Raw genomic sequence first — 16,780 nt, forward strand, 5'->3', positions numbered from 1 at the left:
TACCGAAAAGAGACGTCGCTCAAGGGCCGGTGAATAAAAGTTGATTGAATTGCGGGGCGGCAATTAAGATTTCATTAAGCCTGAAATCCCAAGATTTCCAGGCGGGAGATCAGACCGTTTTCGGCAATCCCGCTGCAATGTAGCAATATTACAAGCAAGAAAGTCGGCAACTCCGTTACGCGATGAAGAACGGCATGAAAAAGACAGTCTGGGGATTGATGGCGGCGGGTCTTGCCGCAACCGTGTGGAACGCGCTGGCCGGGCCGCTGCCGGAAGGTGCGGTGCCGCTTCCCTATGTCAAACCGGATGCACCGACCGTGCCCGCCTTCATGCCGGCCTCGCCCGAAATCACCGGCGCCATTCCGCGCCTTAACCGTCCCGACGATACCAGCCAGCTGAAGGCGGGCCTCGACGCGCTTTCCAGCCGCGATGCGGCGCGGGCGATCGCGCTGCGCAACGCCATGCCGACCGGCAGCCTCGACCGGCATATTCTCACCTGGGCCATCGCCGTTTCCGGTCAGAAGGATGTCGCTTCCGCCGAAATCGCCGCAGCCCAGCGCGAGCTCTCCGGCTGGCCGGGTGCAGCGACGCTGCGCGCCAATTCCGAAAAGGCGCTTTACCACGAAGATCCGCCGGCGTCGCAGGTGCTTGCCGCCTTCGGCAGCAGCCGGCCGGAAACGGCTGAAGGCACCGTGGTTCTCGCCAAGGCGCTCGCCTCCTCCGGCAAAACGGCCGAATCCCAGAACCTCATCCGCCAGCTCTGGGTCAGCGAAGGCATGGACAAGGACATGGAAGACCGTGTGCTTGCCGAGTTCCCCACCTATCTGACGCCTGCCGATCACAAGGCGCGCATGGATTATTTGATGTATCGCAGCCGCATCAGCCAGGCGAAGCGGTTTGGCGATCTCGGCAAGGCGCAGTCGCTTTATAATGCCTGGGCGGCGGTGCTGCAGCGGTCCGCCAATGCCGGCGCATTGCTGGGCAAGGTCGACGCCTCCTGGCGCAACGACCCGACCTATCTCTTTGCGCGCATCGAAAACCTGCGCAACCAGCAGAAATATCCGGAAGCCGCCGTGCTGCTGCGGCAGGCGCCGAAAGACGCGGCCAGGCTCGTCAATCCCGGCGAATGGTGGAACGAGCGCCGCATCGTCGCCCGCGGCCTTGCCGATCTCGGCGATTTTGCCGAGGCCTATCGCATCGTCGCCAATCATTCGGCGACGTCGGCCGTCGATATTGCCGATGCGGAATTTCATGCCGGCTGGTATGCGCTGAGAGCGCTGCGGGACCCGGCGGCAGCCTCGCGTCACTTCAACACGCTGCTGCAGACCTCGAACCGGCCACTTTCGGCCTCTCGCGCCTATTATTGGCTCGGACGGGCGGCGGAAGCCGGCGGGCCGGGCAATGCCCGTGATTTCTTCACTAGGGCCGCGGCCCATCCCGGCACATTTTATGGCCAGCTGGCCGCCGCGCGAATCGGCACCAAAACCCTGAACGTCACCTATCCGAGCCCGAGCGCCGGCGACCGTGAACGCTTCGCCGGCCGCGAAGCCGTGCGCGCCATCGACCGGCTGGAGGCGGCAGGTTACGGCTGGCGCGCCGACAGTCTTTACCGCTCGCTGGCTGACCAGCTCGACAGTCCCGGCGAGCTTGCAATTCTCGCGGCGCGGGCCGAAGGCAACGGCAACCATCAGGTATCCCTGCAGATCGGCAAGACGGCCTTCAGCCGCGGCATCGATGCGGCGGCACTTGCCTATCCGCTCGGCGTCATTCCCGCCAGCGCCAATATTGCCGGCTCCGGCAAGGCGCTTGCCTATGCCATTGCGCGGCAGGAAAGCGCCTTCAACCCCGCCGCCATTTCCTCCGCCAATGCCCGCGGACTGCTGCAATTGCTGCCGGGAACCGCCAAGGGGGTGGCCGGCCGCCACGGCCTGCCCTACACCCAGGCGATGCTGACCAGCGACGCGGGCTATAACGCAACGCTCGGCGCCCATTATCTCGGCGAGCAGATCGACAGTTTCGGCGGCTCCTATATTCTCACCTTCATCGCCTATAATGCCGGGCCGAAGCGCGTGCCGGAATGGATCTCCCGTTATGGCGACCCGCGCGGCAAGCCGATCGACGAGGTGGTCGACTGGATCGAGCGTATCCCCTTCCCCGAAACGCGCAACTACGTGCAGCGGGTGATGGAGAATTATCAGGTCTACAAGACCAGGCTGGGGCAGCAGGCCGATATTGTCGATGACCTGCGCCATGGCCGGGCGGGATAAACACCCGGCAGACCGGCGGGCAATCGTGAAGGCCATCGGCAATCGCCGACCGGCGCTTCGGACCGCGGCAAATCCTGAAATTCCTGTTTCCTCATGTTCGGGCCTGCCCCGAACTCTGCACGCCGTCGGCCTTTGCGAGGCGATTGGATCCGCCTGACGATCCCAAGGATTGGCGCCGGGCGCCCGCACGGCACATAAGCGCGCCCGGTACAGCGCTCAAACGAAAAACCCCGGCATTTCTGCCGGGGTTTCCATCACTGACAATGTCAGATCAGATTAGAACGAACGCTGAAGGCGAACGAAACCGGTCCAGCTGTCGCCATCCGGACCATCGATGTCCTGGTAGTTGGCGGTAACCTTGGCATCCAGACCCTGGGTGATCTTGTAGTCAACCGTCAGGCCAGCGCGCCATGCATCGCGGTCGCCGGTGAAGTCGCCGTCCGGAGCGATATCGATGGTGCCGAAGTACTGAGCAGCCGGGGTGATGGTCAGCTTGTCAGTTGCCTTGATGGCGTATTCAGCAGCAACTGCCCACTCGGATTCTTCGTAGTAGTAGTTTGCGCCGGAAGCCCAAACACCGGAGAGACCGAGAGTACCCGGGCCGATGTCAGCGTATACGATAGCGCGGATTGCACCATTTTCCTGGTCGGTGTCGTAGGAGCCGAGCAGGTTAGCGGTGATCGCACCGAATTTGACGCCGATGATGCCGCTGATACCAACGTTGTTCGGGCCTTCGAACGAACCGCCCTTTACGTCGCCAGTCAGGTTGGAAACATCGCGACCAGAATCCAGCTCTTCAACGGCGATACCAGCGTAGAAGGAGCCGGCGTCGTAGGTGTAACGCAGGGCGTTAGCACGGGTCGTGTTGGACGAGAGAATGTCGGTTTCGCCGGAGAGATCGTCATCCCACCAGGTGTACATGTAACCGACCTTCAGGCCGCCGAGTTCGATGAATGCCTGGTCGACGTTGACGCCACGGTTGGAGTCGTTGTCAGCATCGCCACGCAGACCGATGTAGCCGCGCAGAGCGCCGAGCTCGGTGTCGGTACGGGTGTCGATGTTGAACTGGGCGCGGGTGAACGAATCCCAGTCAGAGGTGCCGGACTGGTTACGACCGAAGTTGGTCTGGAAACGGATGTAACCATCGAACTTCAGGCAGGTTTCGGTGCCGGGAATGTAGAAGAAGCCGGTGCCGAAGGCGTCGCAGACGCGAACGTATTCCAGGGGCTCGGGCTCGGCAGCGACGATTGCGTCAGCGGCCTGTGCGCCGGATACTGCTGCGAGAGCTGCAGCGGAGCCGATCAGAAGGCTCTTGATGTTCATGGTTGACCTCCAGTCAAACGCTTAATCTTCTAAGCAGCGAGTGGGAAAACACAAATCAATGCGTGCCGCTTATGAAGCTGATTAGACCCAAAACCGGACGGGCAGGCAATCGTAATCATGACAGAAGCAAGACAGTAAGGTGTCCTTAGTTTTCCATTGTTGCGAAATAGCTACAATTCTAACCGACCGGGTGGCATTTATTAAGAAATGATTAATAATCAATGTTTTTCAGCAGCTTAACCGAAAGGCCTGCAGAACCGCAGAAACAAAACTCATTCAGTTGCCAGGTTTCCGCCACAAGGGGACCACGTGAAATTGTCCAAAAGGCGATGGGACAGCCTGAAGCCCGCGCTTGTGTCAACCCGCGAGAATCATTTGTTGCAAGGCGATTGATTCGGGCAGTTCGATAAATTTCAAACGCTGGATTTGACGATAGCAGCATTGCGACGGCCGCGTCTTCACAAGACAGGACCACACAAATATCAAGGCGTCGCGGATGACTGCGTCCCGCCATCCCGCCGTTGAGGACCACTTCTTCTGATCGCCCAACACGTATTCAAACAAAAAAACCCGGCATTTCTGCCGGGGTTTCCATCACTGACAATGTCAGATCAGATTAGAACGAACGCTGAAGGCGAACGAAACCGGTCCAGCTGTCGCCGTTCGGGCCGTCTACGTCCTGGTAGTTCGCAGCAACCTTGGCAGAGAGACCCTGGGTGATCTTGTAGTCAACCGTCAGGCCAGCGCGCCATGCATCGCGATCGCCAACGAAGTCGTTGTTAGCGCCGATATCGATCGTGCCGAGGTACTGAGCGCCGGGGGTGATGGTCAGCTTGTCAGTTGCCTTGATTGCGTATTCAGCAGCAACTGCCCACTCAGACTCTTCGTAGTAGTTGTTTGCGCCAGAAGCCCAAACGCCGGAGAGGCCGAAGGTGCCCGGACCGATGTCAGCCGTGATGATTGCACGGATTGCACCATTTTCCTGGTCCGTGTCGTAGCCGCCGAGCAGGTTGGCGTTTACGCCGCCGAACTTGGCGCCGATGATACCGCTGATACCGACGTTGTTCGGGCCTTCGAACGAACCGCCCTTAACAAGGCCGGTGAGGTTGGACGTGCTGCGAAGAGCTTCGAGTTCTTCAACTGCAACGCCAACGTAGAACGAGCCAGCATCGTAGGTGTAACGAACAGCGTTCAGACGGGTCTTGTTCGAAGACAGGATATCCGTTTCGCCAGAGAGACCGTCATCCCACCAGTTGTAGTAGTAACCGACCTTCAGGCCGCCGAGTTCAATGAAAGCCTGGTCAACGTTGACGCCACGGCTGGAGTCGTTGTTGGCATCGCCACGCAGACCGATGTAGCCGCGCAGAGCGCCGAGCTCGGTGTCGGTGCGGGTGTCGATGTTGAACTGGGCGCGCGTGAACGAGTTCCAGTCAGACGTGCCGGACTTGTCGCGACCGAAGTCGGTCTGGAAACGGATGTAACCGTCGAACTTCAGGCAGGTTTCGGTGCCGGGGATGTAGAAGAAGCCGGTGCCGAAAGCGTCGCAAACGCGAACGTATTCCAGGGGCTCGGGCTCGGCAGCGACGATAGCGTCAGCAGCCTGGGCGCCGGATACTGCTGCGAGAGCCGCAGCGGAGCCGATCAGAAGGCTCTTGATGTTCATGGTTGACCTCCAGTCAAAGTTTTTAAAAGGGTCTGGGTACTTTCGCTGAAGGACAGCATTCCCTGCCCCATTCCCGTGTTTTTAGAAGCCAAACGATCCACCGCCTCGCTTCTGGTCGTGAAAATACAAAAGCTTTCGCCGCTTGCAATCGCCAACATCCGATAAACCGCATTTACGTATATGCTTCATTTCGGTTTGTTGCGGAAACAACACACAGCGCACAACCGGCCGGAAGTCGACTTTACCATGCGTTAAGAAATTGCTTGAAAATCCGTTAGTTAGCGCGGTTAACAAGGTCTTTCTAAACTACCGCCTTTTTCGGCGACATCGTACCCTGCAGGCCTACGCGGGCAGAAATTTTTGCTTGCCGGACACCCTTCCCATAGCATGGCGGCGGCCTGCGCAAAGACAAACCCGCGCAGCAAGACGCCGATTCACATGGCAACGATTCGGCGCACTCGCGCCGGCGGGTGATCCGCCAAACGGATTTGCCCATAGGCAAGCTCCCGATTTCCCTCGCAGGCGGGAGCAAACGGCCAAGACGATCGATCCCGCGGCAGACGTCGAAATGATGATTTCAGGGGATATATTGATTGGCGCCTAGCGCTGAAGTGGCGGAGAGGATGGGATTCGAACCCACGATACGCTTTTGACGTATACTCCCTTAGCAGGGGAGCGCCTTCGACCACTCGGCCACCTCTCCGGTGCGGCCTGATTATTGCGTAAAAAAAATGATTGCAAGGCTTTTTCGCCAAGAAGCGGAAAAACCTGTTGGTCGAACATCCTCCGGCGAAACTTTACGGGTCATTCGGGAACTTCTTTAAGGCCGGCACGTTTTCGCCTCGGTAACAAAAGAGGTGTTCTAATGGCTCAGACCAAACTGAATGTTGTCGAAGACACGATCGAAAACCAGATTGCCGAGCTGCGCTCGCAAATCGCTTCCCTGTCCAAATCCGTCTCAGCCCGCGCCGAAGGCGTCGGCGAGGACGCGTCGGAATTTCTGGACGAGGCGCGCGGCCGGGTTCGCAAGGCGGCGCATAACGTGCGCGCCCAGGGCCAGAATGTGGTTGAGGCCGTCAAGGAAAATCCCGGCACCGCTACGTCGCTGCTGACGATCGTCGGCGCACTCGGTTTTGCGATCGGTTATGCCGTCGGTGCGGGGACACAGCAGAGTTCGTCGAACAGCAGCCTTTATCGCTGGCGCTGATCGCTGCGGACATCCATGATCGGGGCAAGGCGGCGCGTTTCCGCCTTGCCTTTTTTGCATTGATTTCAGGACAACACGAATTGGGGGGCGGACATGCGATTCAGCGACGATCTTGAAGAGGCTTTGTCGGATTTTGCAAGAGATCACGGTATCGACAGGGATGAGGCGATCCAGCGCATCGTCCGTGCGGCCCTGATCAATAGCGGTTATCTCGCCTCCGGCGAAGAAGGCATCCCGCCGGAAAAGCTCAATGCCAGCAATGACGACTGATCAATATCCCGATCGGGACGGCGCGGATACACCGCCCTTGTAGCGGCCCGACAGGGTGCGCAGAGCATTGGCGAATTCCGTGACATCGGCGCCCACCGCCACGAAGGACGCGCCGAGTTCGAGATAACGGCGATTATAGGTTTCGTTGAAGGTCAGAATGCCGGCGGCCTTGCCCGCCGCAACGATCCTGACGATCGCCGCCTCGATCACGGCCTGCACGGCCGGCTCGTCGATCCTGCCGAGATACCCCATATCCGCCGCCAGATCCGCCGGGCCGATGAAGATGCCGTCCACACCTTCCACCGCGAGGATATTGTCGAGATCCTCGATCGCCGCCCGCGTTTCGGCCTGCACCAGAAGGCAGACGCTGTCCGAAGCGCTATCGGCGTAATCGGTGATCGTGTTGAAAGCCGACGCACGGGCGACGGCCGCCCCCATGCCGCGAATGCCGAATGGCGGATAATGCATGGCGCTGACCAGATCTCTGGCCTGATCGGCCGAATCGACCATCGGTACGAGAAGCGTGCGTGCACCCGCATCGAGCAGCTGCTTGATCATCCAGCTTTCACCCACCGGCACGCGCACCACCGGCTCTGCCGGCGACGTGGCAAGCGCGCGCAGCTGATCGATGATGCTGCGCAGATCGTTCGGACCGTGCTCGCCGTCGATCACCAGCCAGTCGAACCCCGCCGTTCCGGCAATTTCCGCCGTGATGGCCTCCCCCATGTCGAGCCAGAGGCCGATCTGCGGTTTGCCGGCATGAATGGCGGTCTTGAAACGGTTTTCGGGAGCGGGCATGGGGTCCTCAGGAGAGCAGCAATTTCAGATCGGCGGAAGCATCCGCCAGGATGGCGCGATCCGGCTCCGCGCCGGTGTCGAGCAGTTTCTTGCCCGCAACATAGGCCTTGGCGTCATTGACGGCATCCACCGCCACGAAACGCCCGTCACGGAAATACCAGACGGACCAGCTGCCTTCACGGGCGCCGGGCCGCAACACCGTTTCGTCGTAACCGAGATTGAAGCCGGCGATCTGCAGCTTCACCTCATATTGATCCGACCAGAACCAGGGCTTCGCGTCATAGGCGGCTTCGAACCCGGCCAGAACCGCAGCGGCGGCCTCGGCCTGATCGACGGCATTCTGTACCGATTCGAGACGCACATACTGGCCGCGCCATGGCAACAAGGCGCAATCGCCCACCGCATGAATGTCCTTGTCCGAGCTGCGGGTATGGCTGTCCACCACGATGCCGTTGCCGACATCGAGGCCCGATTCGCGGGCAAGGCGGTCATTCGGCGTCACGCCGATCCCGACGATGACAAAATCGACATCGAGCGTCGAACCATCGGAGAGCTCGGCGGCGGCCACACGGCCATCCATGCCGACAAGGCGCACGAGGCCGGTCTTTTCGCGGATCGAAACGCCGTTCGCCTGATGGATGCCGCGCATGATGTCGGCTGTTTCCTTCGCCGCCACGCGCTGCAGAATACGGTCGGCCATTTCGATCAGCGTCACCTCAAGACCGAGCTTGCGGGCAACGGCGGCCGCTTCAAGGCCGATATAACCGCCACCGATCACCAGCAGCCTGCGGCCGGGCTTCATCTCCACCGTTAGCCGGTCGGCGTCGCGCCTGTCGCGAACGGTCAAGACGCCGTCCAGATCGCCGCCGATGCTGGCCGGCAGCGGACGCGGTTCCGCCCCGGTCGCCAACACCAGCTTGTCATAGACAAGCGTGCTGCCATCCTGCATGCGAATCGTTCTGGCCTTGCGGTCGATCTCTTCCACCCAGGTGGAAAGCCGGATATCGACATTGTTTTCCGCGTACCATTCCTGCGGCCGGAACAGCAGCCGGTCAAAACTCATCTCGCCGAGAAGATATTTTTTGGAAAGCGGCGGCCGCTGATAGGGATAGGCATCCTCGGAGCCGATGATGCTGATCGGACGCTCGTCCTTCAGCGCCCGGAGCTTTGCCGCCAGCGCGAAAGCGGCCTGCCCCGCCCCGACGATTACCAGCCTTCCCGTCACAGTCCACTCCCAGATCGAATCACAAGGGGCCGTCCAGCCGAGCATTGCGAAGCCATATTGCCGGATCAGGCGTAACGCCAAGTACGGCCTGCGTCAACAGCGCCGCGACGCCAGCCCGGTGCAAGCATGACAGATTATCAGCACAGGCTGCGATACGCCTGCAACCGGACCACGCCGCGTGCATTTCCGTTAAAGGAAACATCGGCTTGCCAAGGCGGCAATGGCCCATGTCGAGACGGAAAACGGACAATTGCGCGAATTTCCTTCATGAGCTGGCAAGGAAGGCGCGTTAGACTCAGCACCAGGAGAGGCAATCCGGGAGGTTGTCATGGCTTTGCATATGGATCCCCGTCAGAACGTCCCCCAGGACGAGATGTACGAGAAATTTCAGATCGACCGACCCGGCAAGATCACCTTCATCGGGCATCATCTCAGCGCCGCCGACACCATGCGCTGCCTGGTGCGCAGCATTTCCCTTTACGGCGCGGAACTGGATGTCAGCCCGGATCTGGAAATGCCGGCCAATTTCTATCTGGAAATTCTGGGCATCCGCGATGAGATCGGCTGCACGCTGATCCGCCGGGAGGAAGAAAAGGTGACGATCGGCTTCAATATGCTGATCGATGCGGAATTCCTGCACCATGTGCGCCGGCTGAGTTTCGAAACCAGCGCCTGACGCGGTTATGTCAGGCCGCGGCGCCGGGCCGGCCGCTTTTCCTCCGAATGACGGGGCAGCGGAAAATCTGTTCCAAAACAGTCATCCGGCCGGCTGGCGCGGCTTGCGTCCGGTGTTTTTGCACCTATTGTGAGCCGGGTTTTCAAACACAGGTACCGGAACTTTCAGCCAATGTCCGCATTTTCACGCCTCACGCCGCTTGCCGTCTCGCTTCCCTCAACCGTTCCATTCGTCGGCCCGGAGGCCATCGAGCGGAATCGCGGGCTGAAGGTGGAAGCGCGCATCGGCGCCAATGAAAGCGGCTTCGGCCCCGCCCCTTCCGTGCTGCTGGCCATGCGCGATGCGGCGGCGCAGACCTGGATGTACAGCGATCCGGAAAATTTCGAACTGAAGGAAGCGCTCGCCATCCATCACGGCGTTTCGCGCGGCAATATTGCTATCGGCAGCGGCGTTGATGGCCTGCTGGGCGAGATCGCCCGACTGATCATCGAGCCAGGCACGCCGGTGGTCACCTCCTTCGGCGGTTATCCCACCTTCAATTACCATGTGAACGGTTTTGGCGGCAGACTTGTCACCACGCCCTATGTCGATGATCACGAGGACCTTGACGGCCTTCTCGATCTCGTCATCCGGGAAAACGCGCCGCTCGTCTATTTCGCCAATCCCGACAATCCGATGGGGAGCTGGTGGGATGCGAGCGAGGTCGTCGCCTTTGCCCGCGCCCTGCCGGAAACCTGCCTGCTCATTCTCGACGAAGCCTATTGCGAGACCGCGCCCGCCAGCGCCGTTCCGGCCATCGACGCGCTGATCGGCCAGCCGAACATCCTGCGCATGCGCACCTTCTCGAAAGCCTATGGACTCGCCGGCGCGCGCGTGGGTTATGCCCTCGGCACGCTCGGCAATGTCGAAGCCTTCGACAAGATCCGCAACCATTTCGGCATGGCCCGCATTTCGGTCGCCGGCGCTCTCGCGGCACTCAAGGATCAGGCCTATCTCCACGAGGTGATTGGCAGGATTTCCGATGCCCGCGATCGTATTTCCGCGATTGCCCGCGACAACGGCCTTGCACCGCTGCCCTCCGCCACCAATTTCGTCACCATCGATTGCCACCGCGACGGCGCTCATGCCCGCGCCATCGTTGACGGGCTGATGGAGCATGGCGTCTTCATCCGCATGCCGGGCGTTGCCCCGCTCAACCGCTGCATTCGCGTGAGCGTGGGGCCGGGTGACAAGCTCGATCTTTTCGAACAGGCGTTGCCGAAGGTTCTCAAGGCGCTCGGGTAAATTCCAGTTCCTCTCTTCCGTCATACCGGCCTCGAGCCGGTATCCAGCCAGCCCAAGTCCTTGGGCTGAAAAAACTCTTCTCGCCGCGTGGACACGCGTCGGCTGGATGCCGGATCAGGTCCGGCATGACGGCGGAAGGGAGCGATTCGAAACCGCACCTGCCATGCCTGCCGTAGCGGCTGCATCCTCGCTACAGGGTGATGTGAAGGCGATTCAACACCCTCCCCCAAACCCCTGTCCGCGAATCATTTTCCGGCAACGGAACTTCCAGACATAAGAAAACCGCGCCGGCCTTGTTCCTGCCGGTCGCGGTTTGATGTGTCAGCGCAAAAGCTTCTTTCCGGAGCCCTCGCCGCGTTCCCCTTCGGGTTTACTTTCCTTTGCGCCGGCCATCGGGACTGGAGGGAACCGGACCGGCAATCTCAATGATGTTTGGGTAAATCAGTGCATCGTCATCCAGTCGCGGGCGGCGCGCAGCGCTTCGGCGAGCTCCGCCTTCGTCATGTTGCGGGCGAGATCGGCACGCAGCGAAGCGGCTCGTTCCGATCCGCGGATCGCGGCGATGTTGAGCCACTTATGCGCCGCGATCAGATCCACCTTGCAGCCCCGGCCGGTCGCATAGACGAGGCCGAGATTGCAAAGGGTGTCGGCGCGGGTTTCGCCACCGGCAGCCATTTCGATATCGCGAATTTCAAAGCGTGCCATTGTTTTTATCCCTGTCTTTCTGCCTGTTTCATCATTGCCTTCTTATCGAGGCTATCGTCCGGACCCGCCGTCTTCTGCGGCTTTTCTCGTCCTTCCGTCCGGCAGGTTCTCCCTGCGCTTTTGATGACTTCACTATGCCACCGGGCTTTCAACGGGCGCTTAAAAGGCATGATTAATGCGTCGCAAACAAACTGCAAACGATTGGTAAAATTGGGTTTTTGTTAAATATCGCGAGCCGCGGAAATTAAGGACTTTGCGGCGAATTTTACGAAAACTTCACAATTGGATTTAAACCCTTCCTTCACCACGATCGAAACAGCACTTTTCGAATTTGCGTTCTTCCGCGTCTTCCGGCGCTTGCAAATGCCCTCGCGGCGGCTGCAAATTTCTGTTTCCTTTTACGTTAACGTAAAATACTATCCACCCTGCCCGTCATGAGGATGAAACGGGCACGGGATATCGCGGCGGGAAAGAGCAATCGTTGCGCCGCGGGGCGGCTCCGGGCCAGAGATGGCGCCCGGGTACGCCAGGAGGGTTTGATCTGAACATCGCATCTTCGCGCCAATCCGGCTCGGACATGCCAGCGCGAATTTCGGGAGGAATTTTATGAAGCGTATCATAACCACGGCCGCGGCCCTGCTGATGGGCAGCAATCTTGCCTTTGCCGGTGAGGCGATCGAGGGCAATTGGAAGACGGCCAGCGGCGAAACCGCCGTGATCGGCCCCTGTGGCGGCGCCTTCTGCGTCACGCTGAAGACCGGCAAACATGCCGGAAAACAGATCGGTAAGCTTTCCGGCAAGGGAAACAGCTATTCTGGCGAAATCACCGATCCCGCCAATGACAAGACCTATAGCGGCTCCGGCACCGTTTCCGGCAATTCGCTGAACATGAAGGGCTGCGTGCTGAAGGTTCTTTGCAAATCGCAGACCTGGACGCGGCTTTAACGACAGGCCTTTTTAGCCGGGCAGCCTGATGGGCCGGCTCCTTTCTACAGCGTCTTTTCTCGAAGACGCTGTAGAATATATTGTGCGGCCAGCCGCACCGGCGCTATCTGCGCCCCATCATCTTCGAAGAAACGCTTATCATCGGAAATGCCGGACCGGGATCGATTTTCCGTCCCGGAGAAATATCCTCATGTCCGAGCACGTCCAGAAACTTGAACCGCTCGTTCAGCGCCAATCCGATCTCGGAAACGCTTTCCAGTTGCGCTTTGGTATAGAGATGCCAGCCGCTGGGATGGGTTTCGTGTTTATGGGTGAGAACCGTCACTTCGCCAACCGGCACCACATTGTCGGCCCAATTCATCCAGTCGCCTTTTTCCGTCCGGCTCAATTTTCCCGCATTCACGATCTCGATGCCGATAGAATATGCGTTCAAGCTCTCCACGCCTTGCCACGAGCTGCGTCCGGCGTGCCAAGCAATACGATCCAAGGGAACCATCTGGGTCACCGAGCCATCCCGGTCGACGACAAAATGTGCGGAAGCCTGCGCAGTGCGGTTCTTGAACCAGCTTATGGCCCCGTCCGCCGTCATTCCCGCCGTATAATGCAGCACGAGGTAAAGCGGCTTCACCTGGCCGCTCATATTAGGCGTGTCAACGAAATCGACATCACTGCCATTCAATTGCAGTCTATTTTCCTTTACCGAATAAACCATCGCAACTCCCCCTATTCGCCCAATTCATTGTCGACAATAAGCTTTTTGAATTCCGGATCGTCGTAGAAAACCGCGAGATCATCATCACGCGGGTTGCCCCCCTGGCTGACGTCATAGATCCTGAGCAGGAGCTTTCTCACGGGGTCGTCCGGATTGCGCACCAGCCTCACAACCTTTCGAACCGAGGCGAGCGCATTTTCCCGCGCCGCGATGGCTTCGGGGGAATTCCGGTCATTCAAATATCGGAATTTTTGTCCGAAGGCGGCGGCTCTTCGAAGCTGAATGAGGGGCTGCTTGTGATCCGGGGCGCTTTCGAGACTATTGGCGATGGTTATCGCTTTATCAAAGCCCGTCGGCGGCGGCAGATAAAGGGCCTCAAGCAAGGCCGCACGGGCCAGCGTCATCACATCTTTTCGCCGCGGCTCCAGACGCAGGGCATCCAGTATGTCATCGACAAAGCCCTCCTGATCGCCTTTGTAGCGCTTGAATTCGGCCAGCCGCAGCAATATCTCGACATTGTAGGGATCGTTGTTCCGGGCATCGATCAATGCCATCTCGCCGGCGTGATTGCGGCCCGCCCGCAACTGGGCCGCCGCCCAGCCCGCAATCTCGGTCGGAGATTGCAGCCTCGACCGGGCAATATCCACCAGGAGCTTGTCATTCGCATCCGGCCGCACCAGCGTCGTGGAGGTGAGATCGGTCTGGCTGACGGCTTTTTTGTCTTCGATTGCGAGCGGGCGGCTCAGCGCCGTTTCGAATATGCTGGCATCATTGTTAACAGCCTCCATGCCGAGAAACATCAGGGTGAGGCGGGTGCGTGTTTCGAGATAAACGAACAGGCAGGACAATATGAGACATGAAACAATTATGGCGAATATGAAGGACGAAGACACGCCTTCTTCTATGAGAAGAATTTTGTCGTCCTTAATTTCAAATTTTTTACCTTCGATAAAGACCGCTACATAAATGGCGGACGTGTGAAGGTAAGCGATAATGGTGTTGAACTGCACCAGGCCTATGCCGATTATTATCTTGGTAAGCCAATCCGAAACCTCCTCCAGACTTGTATTGGTCATGAAGAAAGGGTCCGTGTCCCGTTTCGGACGTGGCTCCAGAGCTGCATCCTCGCCGCCTGTCGAATATTTCTGAAGAAGTCTCGGTATGCCGAAGAGAAAACCGAGAACGCCGCCGAGCGAGGCAGCGGCGACCGCGACCATCGAGGCAACGCTGAAATATTTCAAGAAAAACGCAATTTTTATATCAGTTTTCGTCATCGCAATGGAAATTGAAAGGACCAATATCATTGAAAAGACGATGGCGATACTTAATCTCAGCGACCTCTCAACTGATCCGAGGCCCATCAATATGTTTTGTCTGATTCTTTCATAAGATTCCGATGGAACAAAATTTCCAGACGCCATTTGCGTCTCCCTGAAACATAAAATGGAATTTTCAGAGAGAAACACAAATTAAAGTAGAACTCAAATTTTTTAAACATTCACTTCTTATTGTATACTTTATTTATTTTTCCGCCAATCATCCCGCACGGAAAACAACAGGATCATGGGAGAGATTATCCGGCGGGAATGGGCATGAAATCCCGTTAACATCCCTGAACACCATATGAACCGGGGTCTCAGGGTCCGTTCAGTCCGAGTGTGGCAAAACTCTGTCCATCAACTCCAACAAGGGGAATGGACATGGCAAAGCTGATAAGCCGGCTGGCAATCTTCGCGTTTCTCATGGCGATCTTCGCCATGTCCTTCGCTTCGCTCGTCGTCAATCCGAACCGCAGTTTCCAGCGGGTGAATGCGGGGGCGGCAATTGCCTGCCAGCACGGCCCGGCGCCCGCCGCCAATTGCCCCGTCGTACTTTGAGGAGCGGCCGATGACCAACACCTTCTCAAACGGCCTGTTCTCTGCCCTGCGGCTGGTGCTGATGGCCTCGATCTTTCTCGGCCCGGTCGCGGGGCTTGCGGTTTATAAGGCCGATCCCCGCCCGGCCTCGAAGGGCGCCGGTTTCGTGCTGCTGATGAGCCTTCAGCGTGGCGCGCTCGGCTGAGATTTACGCCGACCGTCCTCACGCCTGCCGCTTTTTCAGTTTCTTCGTATTTCTGTCGCTTGCCTGTCGAAATTGGCCTCTTATAATGGGCCATGACAATAGAAAAACGAACGATTCCGCCCCTCACCTTCATCAGCCCCGAGCCTTTCGCGCCGCAGACATTCACGGATCCGAAACAGGCCGTCGAGGCTTTGAGCGCGCTCTACGAACGCAATACGGCGTTCCTGATCAATTCCTTCACCGACCTTGCCAAGGGCGCGCCGATTACCGGCCGCTACCGCGCCTGCTACCCGCAGGTCAGCCTCGAGACCGCCACCTTCGGCCATGTCGATTCACGCCTGTCCTACGGCCATGTCACCGCCCCCGGCGTCTATACGACGACGATCACCCGACCGGAGCTTTTCCGGCACTATCTGAAAGAGCAGCTGGGGCTTCTGATGAAGAACCACGGCGTTCCGGTCACGGTTTCGGAATCGGCCACCCCCATTCCGCTGCACTTCGCTTTCGGCGAAGGCGCCTATGTCGAGGCGGCGGCGGCTTCGTCGCTGTCGGACGTGCCGCTGCGCGATCTGTTCGATACGCCCGATCTCAACAATACCGACGATCTCATCGCCAATGGCGAATATGACCAGGTGCCGGGCGAACCGGCGCCGCTCGCGCCCTTTACCGCACAGCGCATCGATTATTCGCTGGCGCGCCTCAGCCACTATACGGCAACCAGCGCCAGCCATTTCCAGAACTTCGTGCTGTTCACCAACTATCAGTTCTATATCGACGAATTTGCCGCCTGGGCGCGGCAGATGATGAAGAATGGCGGCGAAGGCTACACCGCCTTCGTGGAGCCGGGCAATATCATCACCCCGGCCGGATCCGACAGGCCCGAGACGGATGCCGTGCTGGCCCGCCTGCCGCAGATGCCGGCCTATCACCTGAAGAAAAAGGGCCATGCCGGCATTACGCTGGTCAATATCGGCGTCGGCCCTTCCAACGCCAAGACGATCACCGACCATATCGCCGTGCTGCGCCCGCATGCCTGGCTGATGGTCGGCCATTGCGCCGGCCTGCGCAACAGCCAGCGGCTGGGCGATTACGTTCTTGCCCATGCCTATGTGCGCGAGGACCACGTGCTTGACGACGATCTGCCGGTCTGGGTGCCGATCCCGGCACTCGCCGAAGTGCAGCTGGCGCTGGAAGGCGCTGTCGCGGAAGTCACCGGTTACGAGGGCTTCGAGCTGAAGCGCATCATGCGCACCGGCACCGTCGCCACCATCGACAACCGCAACTGGGAACTTCGCGACCAGGCCGGCCCCGTCAAGCGCCTGTCCCAGTCCCGCGCCATCGCGCTCGACATGGAATCGGCCACCATCGCGGCCAACGGCTTCCGCTTCCGCGTGCCCTACGGCACCCTGCTCTGCGTCTCCGACAAGCCGCTGCACGGCGAATTGAAGCTGCCCGGCATGGCGACGGAGTTCTATCGCACGCAGGTCGCCCAGCATCTGCAGATCGGCATCCGCGCCGTGCAGAAACTTGCCGCCATGCCGACGGAAACGCTGCATTCGCGCAAGCTCAGAAGCTTTTACGAGACGGCGTTCCAATAATATCCCTCATCTTCGCCCTCAAGGTGTCGATGTTGATTCATTCACC

General features: G+C 59.1%; 16 protein-coding genes and 1 tRNA gene. 9 read left to right on the forward strand and 8 right to left on the reverse strand.

The window, feature by feature from the left end:
* Nucleotides 1–194: 194 nt before the first annotated feature.
* Complete coding sequence (locus ACI2KA_RS10830) at nt 195–2,267, forward strand: lytic transglycosylase domain-containing protein (protein ID WP_404501840.1); 2,073 nt, start codon at nt 195–197, stop codon at nt 2,265–2,267.
* Nucleotides 2,268–2,543: 276 nt separating this feature from the next.
* Here ACI2KA_RS10830 and ACI2KA_RS10835 read toward each other — a convergent pair whose 3' ends face one another.
* The 3 genes from ACI2KA_RS10835 to ACI2KA_RS10845 form a co-directional block, all read right to left on the reverse strand.
* Nucleotides 2,544–3,590 carry a porin gene (locus tag ACI2KA_RS10835; protein WP_404501842.1) on the reverse strand — a complete coding sequence of 349 codons (1,047 nt, stop codon included), beginning with the start codon at nt 3,588–3,590 and terminating at the stop codon, nt 2,544–2,546.
* Between the two features lie 616 nt (nt 3,591–4,206).
* The gene (locus tag ACI2KA_RS10840) at nt 4,207–5,253 is read right to left on the reverse strand and encodes a porin (RefSeq protein WP_404501843.1); all 1,047 of its coding nucleotides are present in this window, start codon (nt 5,251–5,253) and stop codon (nt 4,207–4,209) included.
* Between the two features lie 612 nt (nt 5,254–5,865).
* Nucleotides 5,866–5,956 (reverse strand) — tRNA-Ser (locus ACI2KA_RS10845).
* 162 nt (nt 5,957–6,118) lie between these two features.
* Here ACI2KA_RS10845 and ACI2KA_RS10850 point away from each other — a divergent pair.
* The gene (locus tag ACI2KA_RS10850; protein ID WP_404501845.1) at nt 6,119–6,460 is read left to right on the forward strand and encodes a hypothetical protein; all 342 of its coding nucleotides are present in this window, start codon (nt 6,119–6,121) and stop codon (nt 6,458–6,460) included.
* A 93-nt stretch (nt 6,461–6,553) separates the two neighbouring features.
* Nucleotides 6,554–6,730, forward strand: coding sequence for a hypothetical protein (locus ACI2KA_RS10855; RefSeq protein ID WP_404501847.1), 177 nt, complete (start codon nt 6,554–6,556; stop codon nt 6,728–6,730).
* Here the strand turns inward: ACI2KA_RS10855 and ACI2KA_RS10860 are convergent, their stop codons facing one another.
* Entirely contained in the window at nt 6,731–7,528 is a 798-nt protein-coding gene (locus ACI2KA_RS10860) for an aldolase/citrate lyase family protein (RefSeq protein ID WP_404501849.1), read from the reverse strand.
* Nucleotides 7,529–7,535: 7 nt separating this feature from the next.
* The gene (locus ACI2KA_RS10865) at nt 7,536–8,753 is read right to left on the reverse strand and encodes an NAD(P)/FAD-dependent oxidoreductase (RefSeq protein ID WP_404501851.1); all 1,218 of its coding nucleotides are present in this window, start codon (nt 8,751–8,753) and stop codon (nt 7,536–7,538) included.
* A 328-nt stretch (nt 8,754–9,081) separates the two neighbouring features.
* Here ACI2KA_RS10865 and ACI2KA_RS10870 point away from each other — a divergent pair, with 328 nt between their 5' ends.
* Both ACI2KA_RS10870 and ACI2KA_RS10875 read left to right on the forward strand, forming a co-directional pair.
* A complete protein-coding gene (locus ACI2KA_RS10870; RefSeq protein WP_404501853.1) occupies nt 9,082–9,429 on the forward strand; it encodes a hypothetical protein in 348 nt (115 codons plus the stop codon).
* A 171-nt stretch (nt 9,430–9,600) separates the two neighbouring features.
* A complete protein-coding gene (locus tag ACI2KA_RS10875; RefSeq protein WP_404501855.1) occupies nt 9,601–10,713 on the forward strand; it encodes a pyridoxal phosphate-dependent aminotransferase in 1,113 nt (370 codons plus the stop codon).
* A gap of 441 nt (nt 10,714–11,154) precedes the next feature.
* Here the strand turns inward: ACI2KA_RS10875 and ACI2KA_RS10880 are convergent, their stop codons facing one another.
* Nucleotides 11,155–11,418, reverse strand: a complete 264-nt coding sequence (locus ACI2KA_RS10880; RefSeq protein WP_080825472.1) for a sel1 repeat family protein — start codon at nt 11,416–11,418, stop codon at nt 11,155–11,157.
* A 606-nt stretch (nt 11,419–12,024) separates the two neighbouring features.
* Between ACI2KA_RS10880 and ACI2KA_RS10885 the strand changes: the two genes are divergently transcribed.
* Entirely contained in the window at nt 12,025–12,363 is a 339-nt protein-coding gene (locus ACI2KA_RS10885) for a DUF2147 domain-containing protein (protein ID WP_404501857.1), read from the forward strand.
* 103 nt (nt 12,364–12,466) lie between these two features.
* On the opposite strand, the gene ACI2KA_RS10890 is transcribed toward ACI2KA_RS10885, so the two are convergent.
* Both ACI2KA_RS10890 and ACI2KA_RS10895 read right to left on the reverse strand, forming a co-directional pair.
* A complete protein-coding gene (locus ACI2KA_RS10890) occupies nt 12,467–13,075 on the reverse strand; it encodes an N-acetylmuramoyl-L-alanine amidase (RefSeq protein ID WP_404501859.1) in 609 nt (202 codons plus the stop codon).
* 11 nt (nt 13,076–13,086) lie between these two features.
* The gene (locus tag ACI2KA_RS10895) at nt 13,087–14,496 is read right to left on the reverse strand and encodes a hypothetical protein (RefSeq protein ID WP_404501861.1); all 1,410 of its coding nucleotides are present in this window, start codon (nt 14,494–14,496) and stop codon (nt 13,087–13,089) included.
* A gap of 273 nt (nt 14,497–14,769) precedes the next feature.
* Here ACI2KA_RS10895 and ACI2KA_RS10900 point away from each other — a divergent pair, with 273 nt between their 5' ends.
* From ACI2KA_RS10900 to amn, 3 genes are all read left to right on the forward strand, one after another.
* Nucleotides 14,770–14,952 carry a hypothetical protein gene (locus tag ACI2KA_RS10900; protein WP_404501863.1) on the forward strand — a complete coding sequence of 61 codons (183 nt, stop codon included), beginning with the start codon at nt 14,770–14,772 and terminating at the stop codon, nt 14,950–14,952.
* A 10-nt stretch (nt 14,953–14,962) separates the two neighbouring features.
* Nucleotides 14,963–15,136 carry a hypothetical protein gene (locus ACI2KA_RS10905; RefSeq protein WP_193559488.1) on the forward strand — a complete coding sequence of 58 codons (174 nt, stop codon included), beginning with the start codon at nt 14,963–14,965 and terminating at the stop codon, nt 15,134–15,136.
* Nucleotides 15,137–15,228: 92 nt separating this feature from the next.
* Complete coding sequence (amn, locus tag ACI2KA_RS10910) at nt 15,229–16,734, forward strand: AMP nucleosidase (RefSeq protein WP_404501865.1); 1,506 nt, start codon at nt 15,229–15,231, stop codon at nt 16,732–16,734.
* Nucleotides 16,735–16,780: the final 46 nt, after the last annotated feature.

The organism is Agrobacterium sp. NPDC089420 (genome assembly GCF_044900305.1).
Taxonomy (GTDB): Bacteria; Pseudomonadota; Alphaproteobacteria; order Rhizobiales; family Rhizobiaceae; genus Agrobacterium.